General features: G+C 64.5%; 1 protein-coding gene. It reads left to right on the forward strand.

The window, feature by feature from the left end:
- Positions 1-222: 222 nt before the first annotated feature.
- Positions 223-1,191 (forward strand): helix-turn-helix domain-containing protein, encoded by a 969-nt coding sequence (locus tag AB0I81_RS64085; protein WP_360680740.1) that lies wholly within the window; start codon positions 223-225, stop codon positions 1,189-1,191.
- Positions 1,192-1,193 lie beyond the last annotated feature (2 nt).

The following is a 1,193-nucleotide window of genomic DNA, read 5'->3' on the forward strand; positions in this document are numbered from 1 at the left end:
GGCTTTGTCATTCGTGCAGGGGAATGTGTCAGTAGTGCACCGCCACAAATGGGCTCCGCATCAGGCGAGGGCCCCGCGTGTGCCCGTCGAACCCGTAACGCATCCAGAAGATCCCGCCAAAGCGATGCCGGGAACCGTCCGTGTCGAGGAGCGGCTTGTGAGGGAACGGACCAAGGTGTCCTCAGACCGGCCGGATGACCGCCGCAAGCGACGGTCCGCCTCATGAGCCAGGTCCTGGACACCGCATTCATGCCACCGCAGGACCGGGAGGAAGTGCTCCGCCACGCGGTGTGGGAATCCATGGTGGCGGTCGACATCCATCACCACCCCCCGGCCGAGGACATCTCCGCCCGCATCAACCTCGACTCCGTCGGCCCCCTCAAAATCCTCTCAGCGCGCGCCACCCCGGCCACACTCCACCGGACAGAACGACTGGCCCGGCAGGACCAGGAACCGGCCGTCTTCCTCGAACTACAAATAACGGGCACCAGCCAGGTGGCACAGAACGGCCGCCAATGCCTGCTGAAGCCGGGAACCTTCGCCATCTACGAATCGATCACCCCCTACACCCTCCTCTTCGACCAGGGACTCCACCACCACTTCTTCCGCATCCCCCGCGCCGCACTCGCCCTCCCCGACCGGCTGCTACGCGACCTCACCGCCATCCCCCTGGGACCCGGCAACCCCATCGCGCGCCTCGCCTTCACCTACTTCACCCAACTCGCCGTCACCAACGAACTGCACCAGAACACGCACGGCCACACCATCATGGAACCCAGCATCGAACTGCTCCGCGCCGTCCTGACCTCCCAGCACGGCAACTCCAACCTGGCCACAGCACCACTGCAGGCGACACTCAGCCTACGAATCACTCACTACATCCGGGCACACCTGGCCGACCCCGACCTATCAGCGACACAGATCGCCGCCGCACACGACATCTCCGTACGCCATCTCTACACCGTGCTGTCCCGCTCAGGCATCAACCTCGCAGACTGGATCCGCACACACCGCCTCGCCGAATGCCGACGAGAACTGGCCGGCCCGAACGGCCGACTACGCACCATCGCCGCCATAGGACGAAACTGGGGCTTCATCGACGCGACCCACTTCAGCAAGGTATTCAAACAAGCCTACGGAATCACGCCACGAGCCTGGCGCGAGACAAACCACCCCCACTCCTCCACCTGATG

The sequence above is a fragment of the Nonomuraea sp. NPDC050404 genome, assembly GCF_040655495.1.
Taxonomy (GTDB): Bacteria; Actinomycetota; Actinomycetes; order Streptosporangiales; family Streptosporangiaceae; genus Nonomuraea.

Coding starts and splice junctions, on each gene's coding strand:
- AB0I81_RS64085 (WP_360680740.1), top strand. CDS start 223: ATGAGCCAGGTCCTGGACACCGCATTCATGCCACCGCAGGACCGGGAG.